The 18,519-nt window shown below is 64.9% G+C and carries 14 protein-coding genes; 5 read left to right on the forward strand and 9 right to left on the reverse strand.

The window, feature by feature from the left end:
• Nucleotides 1-3 precede the first annotated feature (3 nt).
• The 4 genes from AC25MA_RS18960 to AC25MA_RS18975 all read left to right on the forward strand — a co-directional run bounded on the left by AC25MA_RS18960 (nt 4) and on the right by AC25MA_RS18975 (nt 4,685).
• Nucleotides 4-507, forward strand: coding sequence for a Csu type fimbrial protein (locus tag AC25MA_RS18960; RefSeq protein WP_028692207.1), 504 nt, complete (start codon nt 4-6; stop codon nt 505-507).
• 34 nt (nt 508-541) lie between these two features.
• Nucleotides 542-1,318, forward strand: a complete 777-nt coding sequence (locus tag AC25MA_RS18965; RefSeq protein ID WP_486972303.1) for a fimbrial biogenesis chaperone — start codon at nt 542-544, stop codon at nt 1,316-1,318.
• 68 nt (nt 1,319-1,386) lie between these two features.
• Nucleotides 1,387-3,720 carry a fimbria/pilus outer membrane usher protein gene (locus AC25MA_RS18970; RefSeq protein WP_486972324.1) on the forward strand — a complete coding sequence of 778 codons (2,334 nt, stop codon included), beginning with the start codon at nt 1,387-1,389 and terminating at the stop codon, nt 3,718-3,720.
• Nucleotides 3,717-4,685, forward strand: coding sequence for a Csu type fimbrial protein (locus AC25MA_RS18975; protein ID WP_486972304.1), 969 nt, complete (start codon nt 3,717-3,719; stop codon nt 4,683-4,685). The genes AC25MA_RS18970 and AC25MA_RS18975 overlap by 4 nt, the downstream gene beginning before the upstream one ends.
• 68 nt (nt 4,686-4,753) lie before the next feature.
• Here AC25MA_RS18975 and AC25MA_RS18980 read toward each other — a convergent pair whose 3' ends face one another.
• The 5 genes from AC25MA_RS18980 to AC25MA_RS19000 all read right to left on the reverse strand — a co-directional run bounded on the left by AC25MA_RS18980 (nt 4,754) and on the right by AC25MA_RS19000 (nt 11,683).
• Nucleotides 4,754-5,902 (reverse strand): M14 family metallopeptidase, encoded by a 1,149-nt coding sequence (locus AC25MA_RS18980; protein ID WP_280060407.1) that lies wholly within the window; start codon nt 5,900-5,902, stop codon nt 4,754-4,756.
• A gap of 54 nt (nt 5,903-5,956) precedes the next feature.
• Complete coding sequence (locus AC25MA_RS18985; RefSeq protein WP_336196574.1) at nt 5,957-6,769, reverse strand: DUF6708 domain-containing protein; 813 nt, start codon at nt 6,767-6,769, stop codon at nt 5,957-5,959.
• Complete coding sequence (locus tag AC25MA_RS18990; RefSeq protein WP_486972305.1) at nt 6,766-9,930, reverse strand: T6SS effector BTH_I2691 family protein; 3,165 nt, start codon at nt 9,928-9,930, stop codon at nt 6,766-6,768. Before AC25MA_RS18990 ends, AC25MA_RS18985 begins: the two co-directional genes overlap by 4 nt.
• Before the next feature lie 345 nt (nt 9,931-10,275).
• Nucleotides 10,276-10,791, reverse strand: coding sequence for a DUF4880 domain-containing protein (locus AC25MA_RS18995; RefSeq protein ID WP_197866615.1), 516 nt, complete (start codon nt 10,789-10,791; stop codon nt 10,276-10,278).
• Between the two features lie 577 nt (nt 10,792-11,368).
• Entirely contained in the window at nt 11,369-11,683 is a 315-nt protein-coding gene (locus tag AC25MA_RS19000) for a DUF6124 family protein (protein WP_062361083.1), read from the reverse strand.
• Nucleotides 11,684-11,812: 129 nt separating this feature from the next.
• On the opposite strand from AC25MA_RS19000, the gene AC25MA_RS19005 reads away from it, so the two are divergent.
• Nucleotides 11,813-12,469, forward strand: a complete 657-nt coding sequence (locus AC25MA_RS19005) for a LexA family protein (protein ID WP_062361195.1) — start codon at nt 11,813-11,815, stop codon at nt 12,467-12,469.
• Between the two features lie 354 nt (nt 12,470-12,823).
• Here the strand turns inward: AC25MA_RS19005 and AC25MA_RS19010 are convergent, their stop codons facing one another.
• From AC25MA_RS19010 to AC25MA_RS19025, 4 genes are read right to left on the reverse strand one after another with little or no spacing between them, the layout of a single operon-like run.
• Complete coding sequence (locus AC25MA_RS19010) at nt 12,824-14,779, reverse strand: acetyl-CoA carboxylase biotin carboxylase subunit (RefSeq protein ID WP_088851399.1); 1,956 nt, start codon at nt 14,777-14,779, stop codon at nt 12,824-12,826.
• Complete coding sequence (locus AC25MA_RS19015; RefSeq protein WP_028692514.1) at nt 14,776-15,585, reverse strand: gamma-carboxygeranoyl-CoA hydratase; 810 nt, start codon at nt 15,583-15,585, stop codon at nt 14,776-14,778. Before AC25MA_RS19015 ends, AC25MA_RS19010 begins: the two co-directional genes overlap by 4 nt.
• Nucleotides 15,586-15,588: 3 nt before the next feature.
• Nucleotides 15,589-17,196, reverse strand: coding sequence for a carboxyl transferase domain-containing protein (locus AC25MA_RS19020; protein ID WP_069016852.1), 1,608 nt, complete (start codon nt 17,194-17,196; stop codon nt 15,589-15,591).
• A 19-nt stretch (nt 17,197-17,215) separates the two neighbouring features.
• Nucleotides 17,216-18,379 (reverse strand): isovaleryl-CoA dehydrogenase, encoded by a 1,164-nt coding sequence (locus tag AC25MA_RS19025; protein ID WP_028692512.1) that lies wholly within the window; start codon nt 18,377-18,379, stop codon nt 17,216-17,218.
• Nucleotides 18,380-18,519 lie beyond the last annotated feature (140 nt).

Here is an 18,519-nt window from a genome sequence, read left to right on the forward strand (position 1 = left end):
GCCATGCCGGGCGCGGTGCGGCTGCTGGCCGTCGGGCTGTGCCTGGCGCTGACCCAGGGTGCCCACGCGGTGACCACCAGCACCTTCCAGGTGACGGCACAGATCGTCGCCGGCTGCCTGGTGGTCGGCGGCGTGACCGCCTATGGCGTGCTCGACTACGGCACCAGCTCGGCGCTGTCCACCGCCACCCTGAGCACTTCGCTCGGCGGCAGCACGGTGACCTTCCAGTGCACCCCCGGCGTGGCCCTGAGCATGAGCCTGGACGGCGGCCAGAACAGCGCCAGCGGCACGCGCAATCTCAAGCGTTCGGGGGGGGCGCAACTGTTGGCCTACCAGCTGTACCGCGACGCCGCGTTCAGCCAGAGCCTGGGCATCGGCAGCAGCGTGGCGGTGAGCTACAGCGACCCGACGGCGATCAAGCTGCCGGTCTATGGCCGTACCACCCTGACCGGCACCTTGCCGGCGGGGACCTACACCGATGTCGTACAAGTGACGGTGACCTGGTGAAAGGCCACTGCGGATAACAGAGAAGGAGAGGGGCATGGGGGCAGGCGCTAACTGGGCGCGTGGGGTCATCGGGCTGCTGCTGTTGGCCAGTGCACCGGCCTTCGCGGCCACTTCGGTGCTGATCTGGCCGATCGACCCGGTGCTGGAGGCCGACCAGAAGGCCGGCGCGCTGTGGCTGGAAAACCGTGGTTCTGCGCCGACCAGCCTGCAGGTGCGGGTGTTCGCCTGGCGCCAGGGCGAGTACCAGGAGCAGTTCCAGGCCCAGCGGGAGATCATCGGCAGCCCGCCGGTGGCCAATATCCCGCCGGGGCAGAAGCAACTGATCCGCCTGACCCGCACCGGCAGCTCGCCCGCGGGCCAGGAGCAGGCCTACCGCATCATCATCGACGAGATCCCTTCGCCGCTGCCGACCGATGCCGCCAGCGAGGGGCCGAAAGCGGCAATCCGCCTGCAGATGCGCTACTCGGTGCCGCTGTTCGTCTACGGCGAGGGGCTGTGGGGCAAGCCCGACCCAGAGGGCAGGCGCAGCGCAGAGGGCGTGGGCAAGCCGCAGTTGAGCTGGCGCGCGGTGACGGTGCAGGGCAAGCCCTATGTCGAGCTGCGCAACACGGGGCCGGTGCATGCGCGGCTGACCGACGTGGTGTTGCAGCAGGCCGGCCCGGACCGGCCGCTGGTAGAGGGGCTGCTCGGCTACGTGCTGCCCGGCGCCAGCATGCGCTGGCCGGCACCGGCCACGCCGGGCGCGGCCAGCGTGCTCAAGGGACGGGTCAACGGCCAGGAGGTGGCCCAGGCCATCAAACAGGGGCAATAAGCCGCGCTTGAACGGATCACAGGGGCCAGGGAGGACCCGGTAATGGTTGGAAGTCGTGTGTGAGCTGGGTGTGGGTGGCAACGCACCGGTTGTGCCTGGGCCTGGCGGTACTGGGGCCCGGCCTGGGCGTGGCCGACGAGCTGCCGCCGCCACCCTCGGAACAGGCCGCCATCGCCGACGCCACGCTGTACCTCGACCTGCAGGTGAACCAGGTGGCCAAGGCTGAGCTGGTGCCGGTGCAGCAGCGCGCCGGGCGCCTGTACCTGGCCAGCGAGGTCTTGCGCGAGGCGGGCATCAGGCTGCCGGGCGAACCCCAGGGCGAAGTGGCCCTGGACGAGATCCCCGGCTTGCACGGCGACTACGACAGCCAGAACCAGCGCCTGCTGCTGCAGGTGCCGCCGGCTTGGCTACCCGACCAGCAGGTCGGCGAGCGCAACCTGTACCCGGCCAGCGACGCCCGCAGCAGCTTCGGTGCCTTGCTCAACTACGACGCCTACCTCAACGACACCGATGAGGGCGGCAGCTACCTGGCTGCCTGGAACGAGCTGCGCCTGTTCGACGACTGGGGCACTTTTTCCACCACCGGGCAGTGGCGCCAGTCGTTCAATGGTGCCCAAGCCCAGGGTCGCCAGGGTTTCCTGCGTTACGACACCACCTTCCGCTACACCGACGAGCTGCGCCTGCTCACCTATGAGGCGGGCGACCTGGTGACCGGCGCGCTGCCCTGGACCACCTCGGTGCGGGTGGGCGGCCTGCAACTGTCCCGCGACTTCGGCGCCCGTCCCGACCTGGTCACCTATCCGCTGCCGGCCTTTGCCGGCGAAGCTGCCGTGCCGACCTCGCTGGACCTGTTCATCAACGGCTACAAGAGCAGCAGCACTGAACTGCAGCCGGGTCCCTATACCCTGACCAACGTGCCGTTCATCAACGGCGCCGGCGAAGCGGTGGTGGTGACCACCGACGCCCTCGGCCGGCAGGTGTCGACCACCTTGCCGTTTTATGTCACCAGTAGCCTGCTGACCAAGGGGCTGTCGGACTTTTCGGTGGCCGCCGGCAGCCTGCGCCGCGACTACGCCGTGCGTGATTTCGCCTATGGCCCGGGGGTCGCCTCGGCGACCTTGCGTCACGGGGTGTCCGACTATTTCACCCTGGAAACCCATGCCGAGAGCGCCGAGTCGCTGATGCTCGGCGGCTTGGGTGGCAACCTGCGCCTGGGTACCTTCGGCGTGCTCAACGCGGCGCTGACCCAGAGCCGTTTCGAAGGCGATACGGGCCAGCAGGTGGCGCTGGGCTACCAGTACAACAGCCGGCGCATCGGCTTCAACTACCAGCGCGTGCAGCGCCACGGCGACTACGCCGACCTGTCGCTGGTCGACAGCCCCTTCACCCGCCTGAGCCAGCGCAGCGAGCAGGCCACCCTGAGCCTCAACCTGGACCGCTACGGCAGCCTTGGTGCCGGCTATTTCGACGTACGCGCCGGCGACGGCACGCGCACGCGGCTGATCAACCTGAGCTGGAGCAAGCCGCTGTGGCGCAACAGCAGCCTGTACCTGTCGGCCAACCGCGAGGTCGGTGACAGCCAGTGGGCGGTGCAGGCGCAGCTGGTGATCCCCTTCGACCTGCGCGGCACCCTGGCCTTCAGCGCCGAGCGCAGCAAGGACGGCCAGGACCTGCAGCGAGTCAACTACAGCCAGGCGGTGCCGGTGGGCGGCGGGGTGGGCTACAACTTGGGCTATGCCACCGGCGGCAACCGCGACGACTACCGCCAGGCCGACCTGACCTGGCGTCTGCAGTCGGTGCAGTTGCAGGTGGGCGCCTACGGCAGCAGCGGCGAAATGACCCGTTGGGCCGACGCCAGTGGCTCGCTGGTGCTGATGGATGCAGGCCTGTTCGCCGCCAATCGCATTGACGACGCCTTCGTGGTGGTCAGCACCAGCGGTTACGCCGACGTGCCGGTGCGTTACGAGAACCAGCAGATCGGTCGCACCGACCGCAACGGCCACCTGTTGGTGCCGTACAGCAGCGGCTACTACCGCGGCAAGTACGAGATCGACCCGATGGACCTGCCTGCCGATGTGCTGGCGCCGCAGGTGGAGCAACGCGTGGCGGTGCGCCGTGGCAGCGGCTACCTGCTGGAGTTCCCGCTCAAGCGTGTGCTGGCGGCGAGTCTGGTGCTGGTCGATGCTGACCAGCAGGAACTCAAGCTGGGCAGCCGGGTACGCCATCAGGAAAGCGGCGGCGAGGCGGTGGTGGGGTGGGATGGGTTGGTCTACCTGGAGAACCTGGCACCGCACAATCGCTTGCAGGTGGACAAGGCCGATGGCGGGCAGTGCCAGGTAGCCTTCGACCTGCCTGAAGGGCAGGGGCCGATTCCGCTGATCGGCCCGTTGGAGTGCCGATGAACTGGCTGATCCGCGGATGCCTGGCGGGTCTGCTGTCGCTGCCGGGAGCGGCCTGGGCGTTGTGCGCGTCGGTGGCCACCGCGCCGGCGGCCTTCGGCTCGGTCAACTCGACGCTGGTGCGCACCACCGTGCAGAGTGCCTCGACCACCAATGCCGGCCTGCAGTGCACCGGTTCGCTGTTGTCGCTGTTGACCAGCAATGATCATTTCTATGCCACCTTCACCTCGTCCAGCAGTGGGCTGGTGGGCCCGACCGGCGATGTGATCCCCTATACGCTCTACGCCGACAATACCACCACTTATCCGATCAGCCGTGGCGTGCAGTTCGACTTCGCCCGCAATGGCATCATCGATGCCCTGGGCCTGCTCAACGGCACCACGCCCAAAGCCGTGCCGCTGTACCTGAAGACCGTGGTCGGTGCCAATGTCGCCGCCGGCCTGTACCAGGAAACCCTGAACATCGCCTGGAGCTGGAACTACTGCTCGGGGATTGGTATCGGTGCCATCTGCCTGGGGCGCGACATCGGCAGCGGCAACCAGACCCTGCTGGTCAGCCTCACTGTGACCAACGACTGCCAGATCACCACGCCCAACATCAGCTTCGCCAGCGCGCCGGTGGTGGCCGGATTCGGCACGGTGAACCAGAGCGTGAGCGTGTCGTGCACCAAAGGCAGCAACTACACGGTGGGGCTGGATGACGGGCAGAATGTCTCGGGCGGGCGGCGGCGTATGAAGTCCAGCGCCAACAACTACCTGGCCTACGATATCTTCAAGAGCGCCGGCGCGGTGCGCTGGGGCTCGGTGGGCGCGGCGCGGCGCTCAAGCAGCGATGCCGAGGTGAACCCCGGGGCGGGGACCGGGACCGGGAGCCAGGTGTTCAACTACAACGCCAAGGTGTACACCGACCAGGCCACGCCGCCGGCGGCGACCTATACCGACAGTGTGATTCTGGATGTGCAGTTCTGAGTAACACCACACCTGTGGGAGCGGCCTTGTGTCGCGAAAGGGCCGCTCTCACAATGGGACCGGGTTGCTCAGCGCAGATCGCCGACCATCTTCAGCAACGTCTCCAGCACCGCCCCGGCCAGCGCCTTGGAGCGCTCGCCCGACCAGCCGGTGCGCGGGTTCGGCGCATCGTCGTGGTCCTTGAACGGCATCTCCAGGGTCAGCGACAGGCAGTCATGGGCCTGGCCCACGGCATTGCAGGCCAGGGTCATGTTGGCCTGGCCCGGCTCGTCGCGGGTGTAGCCGTATTTCGTCTGGAAGTCCGGGGTCAGGCTGCACAGGGTGCTGCGGAACTGCTCTTCCAGTTTGGCGAGGCGCGGCGTGTAGCCGGGGTTGCCTTCGCAGGCCGCGGTGAACACATGGGGGATCTCCTCGTCGCCATGGGCGTCGATGAACGCATCCACGCCATGCAGCTTCATCTGGCTCTGGGCGAAGAACACTTCGGGGCTCAGTTCGACGCTGGCGTCCTGCCAGGCGCGGTTGAGGTCCTTGCCCTTGAAGTTGGTGCGCAGGTGGCCGAGGAAGGCGCCGTCCGGGTTCATGTTGGGGATCAGGTACAGGTCGGCCTTGGCCAGCAGTTGCTGGATGACCGGGCCGTTGGCTTCGAGGGCGTCGATCACGCCTTCCATGAACCACTCGGCCATGTGCTCGCCCGGGTGCTGCTGGGCGATGATCCATAGCTTGCGCTTGCCGGTCGCACCACTGCCCGCACGCAGCAGGGGAATGTCGCGCCCTTGCACGCTGCGCCCGCTGGCCAGCAGCTCGACGCCGGGAATCTGCTTGGCGCGCTCGATCAGTTGGTTGTGCCGGGCGCGCGGGTAGGGCTCGAAGTAGGCGAACCAGGCCTGCGCCTGTTCAGCCTTGAAGTCGAAGCTCAGGGCCTTGCCGTCGAACTGGCTGGGCACGCGGAACCAGGTCTGCTGGTCGTACGAGGCCACGGCATGGTAGCCGGTCCAGGCGTTCTTGTAGGAGGACTGGTGGGCGTTGTCCAGGCTGAAGCGATGGACCTGGCCCGGGGTCAGGCCGCTGGCCTTGAAGTGGAACCACTGGAAGTGGTCGCTGTGGGTATCGGGGCGGATGTTCAGGTGGACGTGCGCAGGGTCGCTGGCGTCCAGGACCAGGATATTGCCGGAGTCGAAATCGCAGTCGATGTGCAGCGGGGAGAGCGTCACGGTCATTGCCAGCCTCCTGTTGGCGTTGTTGTGGGAGGTACTCTACACCGCGAAAGGTGTTCAGGGTGTCACTTTGTTCGTGGCCTGTGAGTCGGTGGAGGGCTCAGGGGCGGTGCGGGATTCGCGGTCTATCGCCTCTGGCCACTTGACCTCTGCTCCCAGACGCTTGGCGAACTGATACCAGAGGAGAAGGTTGTGATCTTCATTGTGTGGGGCAGGTGAAACAGCATCGAGACCATGTTGCATGTAAGTGCAGATGTAGGCCCAGATGGACTCTTCCCCATACGTATTACTCAAGGAGAACCGGTCGATGACCTTGTTGGTGCCCGGTTCGACGACGGACAACATGATCCCTGTCTTCACGAGGTGCGAGCCTTGGTGGGTGACAGCCTGTTTTCTCCAGCGTTCGGCGCGTACATCCTTCCAGTCGTAGCTGACGATTTTTATTGGCCATGGGATGAAGGGGTTCCACCAACAGAACGTAAAGTTGTAAGCGTAGACTTTTTGACGGGCACGGTTGAATCGTATGGGTTCGTCGCGAGGGGCGGAGCGAATTGGGCGAGCAAATGAGGTTGCCTGCCAGGTTGCGAATAATAGTGCCGCAAATCCAATAGGTAAGAAGCTGTAAGCGCTATCCTGAATGCTGTCTATTATTATTGTTATAGATATAAATAGTGAAAATATGCTGGGCGGTAGGCATAGAAATAGCAGTCCTCCCGTGTTAACCGAGTTTCGAGGTATCTCTAGATAGATGTTGTCTTGATGATTGGAGATTATTAGGTTGGGAGAAGGCTCGACTCTACGGGGCGACCCCGGAGGATTGAAATCTTCTTTCCAACCAGAGCACGGGGGGATTAGGGTAGGTCGTTTCATTTATATTCCCTTGTATCTAGTTTGTCTTGTTTTTTTATGAGCCTCGCGAGATTTATGGTGTCGTCCTTGTCGGGCCAATAGCTGACTGTTAACTCAAAAGCGTCTATGGTTTTTAAGTTCGCAGTTGATGTGCTTCCTTCTATTCTTAGGGTCTTTCCTTGGCGAGAACTATTCTCTGGAATGTCAGTGTTCTCATATGGCTCGGTTTTTTCCTTGTCGCTGTCTCCTGAGTACACGGTCGGTACAGTGTTTCTACCCGGCGAATAAACTACCAGCGTCCATTCGTACCTTGCCTGTCCGTGAACAAAGTTAGGAATGGTGATTGTGTAGTTCAGGCGTGTTTCGAGTGGAACCGAGAAGCTATCCCTGAGCGTAACGAACGGCTCTATCGTTTTCGGAGGGTGTGTTTCTTTGAATGTTATATCTATTGAGGCATGCGCAGTGATGCCCAATAGGGCAGCATTGAGAGCACCTATAGCGTTGTCGTAGTCTTCCGCGACCTGCCATTCACGATGCGAAGCTGGCAGCCCCCATCTGGACTGGCGCGCCCAGGTTTCCAGTGGAGATGATTCGTTTTTCTTGGCGATCGTAGCAAGCGTGTAGGCTGAAAGTGCAAGTACTAGTGCTATACCTACAGGTCCCAGGAATGCGCTACCAAAGTAAAGTGTGCTAACTCCTGCAGCTCCCGAGCCTATTGAAAGAAATCCCGCTGTGATGTAAAGGAGTTTAGATGCTGAATCACCTTGTAAGTCTGTTCGTTGAGCAGCTAATGCATAATTAGCTCCATCAGCAAAGCCGGCCACGGCAGCAATGGCACCACCGTACTTCACCAGTTGCGTCCCCTGCATCAATGTCGAACCCGCCGTCACGGCGGCCCGGGCAGGCCGCAATATCTCGATCGCTTTCCCTGTCGCTTCAATACTCAACCCCAAAACCCCAATGGACGACGACCACACCGCTGCCAGCGCTTCGGCCTCCGCATTGCCTGGGGTCGCGTTCAGCGCGTCATGATTCCTGCGCAGGCTGTCCTGCTGGAACCACAACCCACCCAGGCTCAACATCAAGTCCGCGCGGCCCGGCCCCAAGCCAGACAAGCCACTGCGCAGGTTGCCCATGGCCTCACGGGCCAGGGCACGGGTCTGCTCCGCACTCAGGTTGAGCAGGCGCAGGCTGTGGGCGGCCTGGTATTGCAGGCTGTCCGCCCCTATGCGCACGCTGCGCAAGGCCTCGCCAGCGCCGCTACCCGCGCTGGCCTGCAGGTGCTGCAACCGGGCCTGCAGGTCCTCGGCGCTTTCCATAGTCCACAGCACCAGTTCCACGACCTTGCCGTGCTTGCCGGACACCGCCGCAGTGATGGCGCCGCTGAGCAGCATGGCGTTGACCTTGTGCGCGGCGGGTTTGCGAAAGGCCTGGTCCAGCTGGCCCAGCAGGGCATCGGTGCGCGCCTGCAGGCCTTCGTTGAGCAGCTTCAGGTATTCGCCCGCCCTGAGCGGCACGACGAGCTGCGTCATGTGCTGCCCGGCAAAACGCAGCAGCGCCGCGCTGTGCACGTAGCCGATCATCTGCTGGGCGCCGGCGGACAGGTGTTGGTGGAGGGTGTTGCCGGCATTGGCGGTGGCGGCGAGCAACTGGCCGATGGCGTCGCGCACCGGCTTGACCATCAACTGCTGGCCCTCGTAGCTGGTGGTGAGGCCCTTGACGGTGTCGTAGACCTTGCTCAGGTCCTGGCTGGTCAAGGCCTCCAGCAGTTGCCGGAGCAGCCCTTGGTGCTTGGCGACCAGGGCCTGGTACAGCAGGCTGTCGGGGTTTTCCAGTTCCTGTTGCCACAGCCGTTGGCTCGCGCCGAGCGCGGCGCCGTCCTGCGGTTGGGTTTCGCTGGGGCCGCCGTACAGGCAGGTGCCCAGCATGCTCACGAAGTACTCCACCGAGCGCCAGTCGATGGCGCTGTAGTCGTTGTAGGCGATGCGTTGAAACGCCGGGGCGGCGTAGAGCTCCGCGTACAAGGTGGCGAGCTGGTCGATCAGCTGTTGGCGGTTGTGCAGTTCGGTCTCGTAGGCGCTGGCGAAGGCGCCGCGCTCACCTTCGTCGTAGCGTTCCTCGAAGCGTTCCCGTGCCTCCTGCTGCTTGCGTTCGATCCTGCGCGGCAACTGGGCCTCGACATCCACGGCGGGGAGGGGGGCCTTGGCGGCGAGCAGGGGGCTGCTGTTCCAGCGCTCCACCTCCCGTGCTTCTCGCTCGACTTCGGCGGCGGCCTCGCCGGCGGCCAGCGTGGCGTTCAGCTCGCGGATGCCGAGCAGGGCCAGGGAGGTGAAATGCTCGAAGTGCCGTTGCGGCTCGGCGCGCCAGGCCTGCAGGGCCTGGACCCAGGCGAGGCGTTGCGCGTTGCACTCCTGGACCATGCCGACGGGGTCTGGCACCGTCAGCGCGAGCACGCCGTCGGCGAGCTCTTCGCGTTGTATCAGGGCAGCGATGTACGTGCGCGTGGCCGCCAGGCGCTCGAGGCGAGGGTAGAAGCCATGGACGCTGGTGAAGGGGCCGGTGCTTGGCACGGCGTATTCCAGGACCTCGTCGAGTTGCAGGCGGTCTGCGTGCATGGCCCGTCCCACGCTGCCGGGCGCTTCGCGGGCCGCTTTCAGGTCGAGTGCCTGGAAGCGGCTGGTGAACTCGGGGTCGTTGTTCGCGATGGCATGCTTGTACTGGTCCAGCACGGGCTTGGGCCAGGGATCGTTGGCGAAGGCGATCCAGGCGGTCGAGTACAGCAGGGTGTTGATGTTGATGAACGACGCGATGACATCGTGATGTTCTTGCCGGCAGGCCGTGGACAAAGGTTTGCCGGCTTGCGGGGGTGGCTGGAAGGCCGGGAACTGGCGCAGTGCCCCTTCGGGGGTGACCTGGTAGGCGTGCCAGACCCGTTGGTCGAGCAGCACGTAGACATAGCCCTGGCGCAGGATGCGCAGTTGCTCGCTGTGCATGGGAATGCCGGCGACACCGTTGTAGTTGGGCAGGTTGCGCGTGCTCAGGGTCTTGGGGCTGGGGGCGTAGGCGGTCCGCAGCAGGAGGATGGGCAGGCCGATACGCTGGCAGGCGGAGCAGCGGGGCTTGGGGACGGGGATGGCTTGGCGTTGTGCGTCCAGGATGGACTGACTGAGGCTGAGGGTCATGGGCGTACCCCCTTTGAGTATCGTTGGGGCAGCATGAGTCGCTGGCGCGGATAGCAGGAAGGCGCAATCTCGCAGTTGGTTGTAGCGATGACGGGGTTTGACCTGTAGCGCAGGTAGGAATGGTTAAGCATGGCGGTCCCTGTCCATTGTTCTCGGGCGCCTCAATGTGGAGAAGCGCGCTCGATGCGTGGCACAAGGCTAGGACCATAGGGGGCGTGCGGGAGGAAGTCTTGCCAACGGCTTCCTACATTGCTGTAGGAAAGTTCTCTTTGAGGGGCTGTTATGACTTCAAACCACCGGCTAGAGCGGTCGGGGCAGGAATTTCCGTGGGGCTGAGCCCCGGGTTCAGGTCAGCAGTCCCAGCGCCACGAGGGCGGCAACACCAAGCCCGACGGCAATCGAGCAGCCACCCAGCGACAGCGCCGCACGCCCTTGCCGGTACCAGCCGTCGTGGCCCAATTGCCGGGCAGGGGCGAGCAGGCTGCGCCAGCGCAGTTCGGTTTCGTGGAAGGCACGCAGGTGGTCGGGGGCGGCATCCAGCCAGCGGCGGAAGTCGATGCGTTCGCTGGCGGTCACCTGCGGGCTCTGCAGGCGCACGTACCACTGGCCGGCGATGCTGGCCAGCGCGTCGCCTGGGGCGCGGGCGGTCTGCAGGGCCTGGTTCATATGGCGTTCGATGCTGATCAGCGGCAGGTCCAGGCGTTCGGCGATGGCGGCGAAGCCCAGCTGGTCGAGGCGGTTGAGCAGGAACACTTGCTGGACCCGGCGCGGCAGACGCTTGAGCGCATGCAGCAGCGCGTCATCGCCATGCTGTTCGGCGGTGTGCGGGTCGTGCTCGAGGGGCAGCAGCAGGCGGGTCATGGACAGCTCCTTGCTCATTAAGGAAAGGGGTGGGGGGCGTCTTCCTTGACGCGAAATCAGCTTAGGCTTTGTACGAAAAGGGCCTGCGCGACGATCATGCTGCGTTGAAAACAGGCTCGGAATGCTCATTTACAACCCGTAAACTCCGCTTCCTCGCCTGTTTTCGCCTTGCCTGATCGCCGCTCGGCTCCTTTTCGTACAAAGCCTAGGCTAAACGAGATTGATTCTCAAGTGCTGATTCCGCAAAGGTTTGTAATGAGCATTCACGTCCTGACACAGTTTTGCTATCATCGCGGCCATTAAACGATCTTCATTAGCCTGAAGAGCCAAAAAAAATGACCCGGCAAAAAGCCGGGTCAAAAACCGTGATTAGCCTGATGAGGAGATAATCTGAGCGTCCGACCTGAGGACGTTGCAGGTTATCCAGCGGGTCTCGCGACCTGCTGAGTGCAATAATAATCGTTATCATTTGCCAGTCAAATGATTTTTCAGCGATTGACTAAAAAATTCTTCCTGACACACGCCTCATCCCCGGCAATCGGGGCTTTTGCCGTTCGTCGGCTATCACGTGCTCCCTTCAGATCGATGCCTTTTCCGTGGCGTGGCACTGCTCCAGCAGGGCGCGGGCCATGTTGACCATGTGCATCAGCGCAAATACCACTTCCCGCGTCGTGCCCTGCAGATGGTTGCCGGTTTCCTGTGCCGTGGCCGACGCGCAGCGCAGCAGTGCCATGGCATGGTCGCAGGCCTGGGCGTTGCTGACGCCTTCACGCAGGGTCCATAGCGAACGCTCCAGGTCGCGAGGCGTGGGGGTGGGGTTGAGGTAGAAATCGAGGGCGCGGCGGGCTGCTTCTTCGTCGAGATCTGTTTCTTCTTTTGTCGAATTGCTCATGACTGCTCCTGTGAAATCCCTTCGAGGACAATGAGCGTTGATGTTAGGTCAATTTGTATTATTTTTGAGTCCTGAGATAATTCAGGATGTGTATTGATGCCGTTCATCCAGTCCGTATCGTTCACAGCCATGGAAAACTGGATCGAATTTCTCTCGCGCTACCAGCGCGAGCACAACCTCAAGCAGCATCAATTGGCCGAGCGCCTGGGCATGACCCAAGGCGGTGTTGGCCATTGGCTGCGTGGCACGCGCAGACCCACCCTGGTGACAGTCAACGAGAAACTGGAAAAGCTCGGGCTGGTTTACCTCGAAGCGCGGGTGATGGTGGTCGAGCGTGACACCACGGTTCGCGAGACCAGAGGTGTCTATGCCGTGGAGCGGCCTCTTTCAGTCAATGCCTTGCGCCATGCCAGTTTTCGCTTTCCAGTGTTGGGCTGGGCCGATCTGGATGGGCCTTTGCCACAATCCAGTGAAATTCATGAGCTTACCGACTACATGCCTGCGGGCAATGCGTTCTGGTTACCGGTCGAGAACGATTCGATGAATGCCGCCAGTGGCAGGAGCGTGCCGCTGGGGGTGCGGGTATTGGTGGATGCCGGGGTCGAGGTGACGCCGGGCAGGCTGGTGGTGGCTCGGCAGCCCGGTAAGCCGGCGGTGTTGCGTGAGTTGATCGAGGAGGGTGGGCAGCGGATGCTCAGGCCGCTCAATACCTTGTATCCGACGGTGTTGTGCGAGGAGGGGTGCGAGTTCCTTGGTGTTGTGGTGCGGATGCACGGGGTGCTCTAGGTTCGCGCGCAGACCGTGTTGGGGCTGCGAGGTGCCAGGCGGGGGCCTTGCAGCGCTCTTGAGATCGAGCGCCGCCCGCGCGGCGCATCGCGACGCAAGGCCGCTCCCACATCTGTTTCGGGCCAGTCAATCCTGTGCCATTACCTGGTCCGCCTCGTTGGTCCGACGCGGTCCCAGCATAGACACTGCTGCCGCCCCGCCTGTCTCAAGACATGCGCCAGGGCGGGCAACCATGGCCTGACAGGTTCGGCACGTTGCAACAAATGTGGGAGCGGCCTTGCGTCGCGATGCGCCGCGCGGGCGGCGCTCGATCTCATAGGCGAAACAACCCTTTCGGCGAACACATTGCCGCCGTTACTCCGCCTCCAGCTCGACCAGCACTGTCCCCTCGCTGACCATATCCCCCTCCTGGCAAAACAGCGCCTTCACCGTCCCGGAGTGGGGCGCCCGAATGCTGTGCTCCATCTTCATCGCCTCCAGCACCACCAGCGCGGTACCGGCCTCGACCACCTGCCCCGGCTCGACCAGCACCCGCACGATGCTGCCGTTCATGGGCGCGCCCAGCCCGCCCTGATGGCTGTGGCTGGCTTCTGCCGCCGCAATCGGGTCATGGGCGCTGATGGCGTGCAACTCGCCGGCCCACTGCAGGTAAAGCGTGCCCCCCCGACGCACCGCCAGGTGACGACGGCGCAGGCCGTCCTGGTCATGACACAGCTGCTCCCCCTCCAGCCGATAGGCCGAAGGCGCGCTGCGTTCCAGCGCCACCGCCTGCTCATTCCCTTCGCACTGCAAATGCAGGCTGCTGCGCGCCGGCAAGCCCAGGCGCAGGCCATCGCGAGCCGCCCATGGCGAAGCGCGGTCGTCCTGGCGCTGCAACGCAGGCTCGCCTTGCAGCCACGCCTCGGCGGCCGCCTCCCAGAACTGCGCCGGCAGCGCCTGGGGCGCAGGCAGCAACACGTTCTGGTGACGCGGAATGAACCCGGTATCCAGCTCCGCCTCGGCAAACGCCGGGTGTGCAAGTATGCGGCGCAGGAAGGCGATATTGGTCTTCAGCCCGCCAATGGCGAACTCATCGAGCATCGCCAGCAAGCGCAGGCGCGCCTGCTCGCGGTCCTGGCCCCAGGCAATCAGCTTGCCCAGCATCGGGTCGTAGAACGGCGACACCACGTCGCCCTCGCTGACGCCGCTGTCCACCCGGCGGCCTTCGCCCGGCGCCGACTCGCGGTACAGCGCCAGGGTGCCGGTGGCCGGCAGGAACTCGTTGGCCGGATCCTCCGCATACAGCCGCACCTCGATGGCATGGCCGATCAGCGGCACCTGCTCCTGGGTGAGCGGCAGCGGTTCGCCGCAGGCCACGCGGATCTGCCAGGCCACCAGGTCGAGCCCGGTGATGGCTTCGGTGACCGGATGCTCCACCTGCAGGCGGGTGTTCATCTCCATGAAGAAGAACTCGCCGCGGGCATCGAGCAGGAACTCGACGGTGCCGGCGCCCACGTAGCCGATGGCCTGGGCGGCGCGCACCGCGGCCTCGCCCATGGCCTTGCGCAGCTCGGGGGACAGGCCCGGCGCCGGGGCTTCCTCGACCACCTTCTGGTGGCGACGCTGGATCGAGCAGTCACGCTCGTTGAGGTACAGGCAGTTGCCGTGCTGGTCGGCGAACACCTGGATCTCCACATGACGCGGTTTGAGCACGTACTTCTCGACCAGCATCCGCGCATCGCCGAACGACGACTGCGCCTCGCGCTGCGCCGAGGCCAGGGCGTCGGCCAGCTGGCTCTCGTCCTCGACCACCTTCATGCCCTTGCCACCGCCCCCGGCACTGGCCTTGAGCAGTACCGGGTAGCCGATACGCTCGGCGGCGGCGCGGAAAGTCTCCAGGTCCTGGGCCTCGCCGTGGTAGCCCGGCACCAGCGGCACCCCGGCTTGCTCCATCAGTGCCTTGGCCGCCGACTTGCTGCCCATGGCATCGATGGCGCTGGCCGGTGGGCCGAGGAAGATCAGCCCGGCCTGCTCGATGGCGCGGGCAAAACCGGCGTTCTCCGACAGGAAGCCATAGCCCGGGTGGATCGCCTGGGCGCCGCTGGCCTTGGCCGCGGCGAGCAGCTTGTCGATCACCAGGTAGCTTTCGGCGGCCTTGGTGCCACCGAGGTCGACACGGATATCGGCCTCGCGACTGTGGCGCGCATCGCGGTCGGTGGCGCTGTGCACGGCCACGGTGGTCAGGCCCATGGCCTTGGCGGTGCGCATTACCCGGCAGGCGATCTCGCCGCGGTTGGCGACCAGCAGGGTGGTCAGCGTGGGTCGGCTCATGGGCGCGGCTCCTTGTTGTCTTGCCAGGCGGGGCGGCGTTTTTCCAGGAAAGCGCGCAGGCCTTCCTGGCCTTCGGCGCTGACGCGGATGCGGGCGATGGTGTTCTCGCAGTAGCGGCGCAGGGCCGGGCTCAGCTCGCCAGCGTCCACCTCGCGCAGCAGGTCCTTGGTGGCGCGCAGCGCCTGCGGGCTGTTGTGCAGCAGGTTGTCGACCCAGGCCTCGACCTGGGCGTCCAGCTCGCTGGCAGGGTACACCTCGGCCAGCAGGCCCAGCTCACGGGCGCGCACGCCGCTGAAGCGCTCGGCGGTGAGGGCGTAGCGGCGGGCGGCGCGCTCGCCGATGGCCTTGACCACGAACGGGCTGATCACCGCCGGGGCCAGGCCGATGCGCACTTCCGACAGGCACAGTTGCGCATCCTCGGCGCCGATGGCCATGTCGCAGCAGCTGATCAGCCCCAGCGCACCGCCGAAGGCCGCGCCTTGCACCACGGCCAGGGTCGGCGCCTTGAGCCGGTGCAGGGCATACATCAGCTCGCCCAGCTCGTGGGCGTCGTCCAGGTTGGTGTTGAAGTCCAGTTGCGCCGACTGCTGCATCCAGGCAAGGTCCGCGCCGGCACTGAAATGCCGGCCGCGGCCGCGCAGCACCACGAAACGCAGGCTGGCGTCCTCGGCCAGGCGGTCGAGGGCGACGATCAGTTCGCGGATCATCTGCGCGTTGAAGGCGTTGTTCTTGTCTTCCCGGCTCAGCCACAGGGTGGCGAAGCCGCGAGGGTCCTTGACCAGTTCAAGGGTGGCGAATTCGCTCATGGGTCACATCCGGAAAATGCCGAAGCGGCTCTGTTCGATCGGGGCGTTCAGCGCGGCGGACAACGCCAGGCCGAGCACATCGCGGGTCTGCGCCGGGTCGATGACGCCGTCGTCCCACAGCCGGGCGCTGGAGTAGTAGGGGTGGCCCTGGCGCTCGTACTGGTCGAGGATCGGCTGCTTGAGCTTCTTCTCGTCTTCGCTGCTGAACACTTCGCCACTGCGCTCGCTCTGTTCGCGCTTTACCTGGGCCAGCACGCCGGCCGCCTGCTCGGCGCCCATCACGCCGATGCGCGCGTTGGGCCACATCCACAGGAAGCGCGGGTCGTAGGCGCGGCCGCACATGCCGTAGTTGCCGGCGCCGAAGCTGCCGCCGATGATCACCGTGAACTTCGGCACCTGCGCACAGGCCACGGCAGTCACCAGCTTGGCGCCGTGCTTGGCGATGCCGCCTTCCTCGTACTTCTTGCCGACCATGAAACCTGTGATGTTCTGCAGGAACAGCAGCGGGATGCCGCGCTGGCAGGCCAGTTCGATGAAGTGCGCGCCTTTTTGCGCGGCCTCGGCGAAGAGGATGCCGTTGTTGGCCAGGATCGCCACCGGGTAGCCGTGCAGGTGGGCGAAGCCGCACACCAGGGTAGTGCCGAACAGTGCCTTGAACTCATCGAACACCGAACCGTCGACCAGGCGAGCGATCACCTCGCGCACGTCGAACGGCTGCTTGGCGTCGGCCGGGACCACGCCGTACAGCTCCTCGGCGTTGTACAACGGCGCGATCGGCGCCTGGCACTGCAGCTTGCCCTGCTTGTGCCAGTTGAGGTTGGCGACGCTGCGCCGGGCGATGGCCAGGGCGTGCTCGTCGTTGTCGGCATAATGGTCGGCCACGCCGCTGGTGCGGCAGTGCACGTCGGCGCCACCGAGGTCCTCGGCGCTGACCACTTCACCGGTCGCGGCCTTCACCAGCGGTGGGCCGGCCAGGAAGATGGTCGCCTGCTGGCGCACCATGATCGCCTCGTCGGCCATGGCCGGCACATAGGCGCCACCGGCGGTGCAGGAGCCCATCACCACGGCGATCTGCGGGATCCCCAGGGCACTCATGTTGGCCTGGTTGAAGAAGATCCGCCCGAAGTGCTCGCGGTCGGGGAACACTTCGTCCTGGCGCGGCAGGTTGGCGCCCCCGGAGTCCACCAGGTAGATGCACGGTAGGCGGTTCTGCAGGGCGATGGTCTGGGCGCGCAGGTGCTTTTTCACCGTCAGCGGGTAGTAGGAGCCGCCTTTGACCGTGGCGTCGTTGGCCACGATCATGCACTCCACGCCTTCGATCCGGCCGATGCCGGCGATCACGCCGGCGGCCGGCACGTCTTCGCCATAGACTTCATGGGCGGCCAGCTGGCCGATCTCCAGAAACGCCGAGCCTGGGTCGAGCAGGCGGTCGATACGCTCGCGGGGCAGCAGCTTGCCGCGCGAGGTGTGCCGCTCCTGGGCCTTCGGCCCGCCGCCCTGACTGACCTGGGCGAGCAGGCCGCGCAGGGCCTGGACCTGTTCGAGCATGGCCGCGCTGTTGGCGGCGAATTCCGCCGAGCGTGGGTTGATCTGGGTATGCAAGGTAGCCATGGACGCCGGTTCCTTGTGCTCAGCGGGTTTCGTTGAACAGTTCGCGGCCGATCAGCATCCGGCGGATCTCGCTGGTGCCGGCACCGATCTCGTACAGCTTGGCGTCGCGCAACAGGCGCCCAGCCGGGAATTCATTGATGTAGCCGTTGCCGCCAAGGATCTGGATGGCCTCCAGGGCCATCTGCGTGGCGCGCTCGGCGGTGTAGAGGATCACCCCGGCGGCGTCCTTGCGGGTTGTTTCGGCGCGGTCGCAGGCCTGGGCCACGGCGTAAAGGTAGGCGCGGCTGGCGTTGAGCTGGGTGTACATGTCGGCGATCTTGCCCTGGATCAGCTGAAACTCGCCGATGCTCTGGCCGAACTGCTTGCGATCATGAATGTAGGGCACCACCAGGTCCATGCAGCTCTGCATGATGCCGGTGGGGCCGCCGGCGAGCACCACGCGCTCGTAGTCCAGGCCGCTCATCAGCACGCGCACGCCGCCGTTGAGCTGGCCGAGGATGTTTTCTTCCGGCACTTCGACGCCGTCGAAGAACAGCTCGCAGGTGTTGGAGCCGCGCATGCCGAGCTTGTCGAACTTGTTGCTGCGGCTGAAGCCTTTCCAGTCGCGCTCGACGATGAACGCGGTGATGCCGTGGGGGCCCTTGTCCAGGTCGGTCTTGGCGTAGATCACGTAGGTGTTGGCGTCGGGGCCGTTGGTGATCCAGGTCTTGCTGCCGTTGAGCACGTAGTGGTCGCCGCGTTTTTCGGCGCGCAGCTTCATCGATACCACATCAGAGCCGGCGTTGGGCTCGCTCATGGCCAGGGCGCCAATGTGTTCGCCGCTGATCAGCTTGGGCAGGTATTTGAGCTTCTGCTCGTGGGTGCCGTTGCGGTTGATCTGGTTGACGCACAGGTTGGAGTGGGCGCCGTACGACAGGGCCACCGAGGCCGAGGCGCGGCTGATCTCTTCCATCGACACCACGTGGGCCAGGTAGCCCAGGCCGGCGCCGCCGTATTCTTCCGGCACGGTGATACCCAGCAGGCCCATGTCGCCGAACTTGCGCCACATGTCGGCGGGGAACAGGTTGTCGTGGTCGATCTGCGCGGCACGCGGCGCCAGTTCGGCGGCGACGAAGGTGCGCACCTGGTCGCGGAGCATGTCGATGGTCTCGCCCAGGGCGAAGTTCAGGCTGGGGTAATGCATGTGCGGGCACCTTCTTGTTCTTGAAATGGGAGCGGTTGCTGCGGCGTTGTGGGAGCGGGCTTGCCCCGCGATGCCCGTCAGAACGGCCAGCGGTATTGCCTGGTCCGGCCTCATCGCGGGGCAAGCCCGCTCCCACAACG

The organism is Pseudomonas sp. P65(2024) (assembly GCF_057480955.1).

Bases quoted from the DNA above. Each gene is read 5' to 3' on its own strand.
- AC25MA_RS18960 (WP_028692207.1), top strand. From the start codon at position 4: ATGCCGGGCGCGGTGCGGCTGCTGGCCGTCGGGCTGTGCCTGGCGCTG.
- AC25MA_RS18965 (WP_486972303.1), top strand. From the start codon at position 542: ATGGGGGCAGGCGCTAACTGGGCGCGTGGGGTCATCGGGCTGCTGCTG.
- AC25MA_RS18975 (WP_486972304.1), top strand. From the start codon at position 3,717: ATGAACTGGCTGATCCGCGGATGCCTGGCGGGTCTGCTGTCGCTGCCG.
- AC25MA_RS18980 (WP_280060407.1), bottom strand. From the start codon at position 5,902: ATGACCGTGACGCTCTCCCCGCTGCACATCGACTGCGATTTCGACTCC.
- AC25MA_RS18985 (WP_336196574.1), bottom strand. From the start codon at position 6,769: ATGAAACGACCTACCCTAATCCCCCCGTGCTCTGGTTGGAAAGAAGAT.
- AC25MA_RS18990 (WP_486972305.1), bottom strand. From the start codon at position 9,930: ATGACCCTCAGCCTCAGTCAGTCCATCCTGGACGCACAACGCCAAGCC.
- AC25MA_RS18995 (WP_197866615.1), bottom strand. From the start codon at position 10,791: ATGACCCGCCTGCTGCTGCCCCTCGAGCACGACCCGCACACCGCCGAA.
- AC25MA_RS19000 (WP_062361083.1), bottom strand. From the start codon at position 11,683: ATGAGCAATTCGACAAAAGAAGAAACAGATCTCGACGAAGAAGCAGCC.
- AC25MA_RS19005 (WP_062361195.1), top strand. From the start codon at position 11,813: ATGGAAAACTGGATCGAATTTCTCTCGCGCTACCAGCGCGAGCACAAC.
- AC25MA_RS19010 (WP_088851399.1), bottom strand. From the start codon at position 14,779: ATGAGCCGACCCACGCTGACCACCCTGCTGGTCGCCAACCGCGGCGAG.
- AC25MA_RS19015 (WP_028692514.1), bottom strand. From the start codon at position 15,585: ATGAGCGAATTCGCCACCCTTGAACTGGTCAAGGACCCTCGCGGCTTC.
- AC25MA_RS19020 (WP_069016852.1), bottom strand. From the start codon at position 17,196: ATGGCTACCTTGCATACCCAGATCAACCCACGCTCGGCGGAATTCGCC.
- AC25MA_RS19025 (WP_028692512.1), bottom strand. From the start codon at position 18,379: ATGCATTACCCCAGCCTGAACTTCGCCCTGGGCGAGACCATCGACATG.